The organism is Synechococcus sp. BA-120 BA3, from assembly GCF_034931285.1.
Lineage (GTDB): Bacteria > Cyanobacteriota > Cyanobacteriia > PCC-6307 > Cyanobiaceae > Cyanobium.
In genome coordinates this window covers 1-1,517 of sequence record NZ_JAYGHZ010000454.1, presented here as the reverse complement: position 1 = coordinate 1,517, position 1,517 = coordinate 1, and the positions used below count along the sequence as shown (strand labels likewise).

The 1,517-nt window shown below is 72.8% G+C and carries 1 protein-coding gene; it reads right to left on the bottom strand.

The features are described 5' to 3' along the window. The coding region (gene sdhA / locus VB737_RS16710; protein WP_500314620.1) for a succinate dehydrogenase (quinone) flavoprotein subunit at positions 1 to 1,433 on the bottom strand (1,433 nt) is incomplete at its 3' end. Positions 1,434 to 1,517: the final 84 nt, after the last annotated feature.

Below are 1,517 nucleotides of genomic sequence, written 5' to 3'. Positions count from 1 at the left end.
GCCTCCCGGCAGGCCGGGTGGTCGTCCGCCAGGGCGCCGGCACCGGCGCCGGCCAGCCAGCCCGTCACCGTCGCCGGGGCGATGAAGTACCCGTCGGCCAGGGCCTGCATCAGGGCACTGGCCCCGAGCCGGTTGGCGCCGTGCTCGGAGAAGTTGGCCTCGCCGAGCACGAACAGGCCGCCCACCGTGCTCATCAGGTGATAGTCGACCCACAGCCCACCCATCGTGTAGTGGGGGGCGGGATAGATCCGCATCGGCGTGGTCCTGGGGTCGTCGCCGGTGATGCGCTCGTACATCTCCAGCAGGTTCCCGTAGCGGGCGTCGATTGCCTCGGTGCCGTCCCGGGCGATGGCCCCGGCCAGGTCGAGGTAGACGGAACGGCCGCCGGGCCCCACGCCCCGGCCCTCCAGGCAGAGCTCGCGGGCGCGGCGTGAGGCCAGATCCCGGGGCACCAGATTGCCGTAGCTGGGGTACTGGCGCTCGAGGAAGTAGTCGCGCTCCGCATCCGGAATCGCCGCCGGCGGCCGGTCGTCGCCGGGGCGCAGCGGCAGCCAGATCCGGCCGTCGTTGCGAAGGCTCTCGCTCATCAGGGTGAGCTTGCTCTGGTGGGCGTCGCCGCTGGGGATGCAGGTGGGGTGGATCTGGGTGAAGCAGGGGTTGGCGAACCAGGCTCCCCGTCGGTGGGCCTGCCAGATCGCCGTGGCGTTCGACTTCAGGGCATTGGTGGACAGGTAGAAGACGTTCGAATAGCCGCCGGTCGCCAGCAGCACCGCATCGGCGCTGAGCACCTCGAGCGCGCCGGTGAGCTGGTGGCGGCAGACCACCCCCCTGGCCCTGCCGTCCTGGACGATCAGGTCGAGCATGTCGCGGCGGCAGAGCAGCTCCACCCGCCCGGCGGCGACCTGGCGCAGCATCGCCTGGTAGGCGCCGTAGAGCAGCTGCTGGCCCGTCTGGCCCCGGGCATAGAAGGTGCGGCTCACCAGGGCGCCGCCGAAGCTGCGGTTGGCGAGGGTGCCGCCGTACTCCCGGGCGAAGGGCACCCCCTGGGCCACGCACTGGTCGATGATCGCGCCGCTGATCTCGGCCAGCCGGTGGCAGCCGGCTTCCCGGGCGCGGAAATCGCCGCCCTTCACCGTGTCGCGGAACAGGCGCTCGACGCTGTCGCCGTCGTTGGCGTAGTTGCGGGCGGCGTTGATGCCCCCCTGGGCCGCCACGGAGTGGGCCCTCCGGGGGCTGTCGTGGTACGTGAGCACCTGCACGTGGTAACCCTGCTCGGCCAGGCTGGCGGCCGCCGAGGCCCCCGCCAGGCCACTGCCCACCACCAGGATCCGCAGCCGCTGCTTGCGGTTGGGGCTGATCAGCGGCAGGCTCTCCCGGCACCGCTGCCAGGCGGTGGCGACGGGACCGTCGGGCAGGCGCGGATCCAGCAGCATCGGCGCGCTCATCCGCCGGCCGGGAGCGGAACCGCGGGCCGCAGCACCAGGGCGATCGGGACCAGGGTGAAGCCGGCCCCCAGC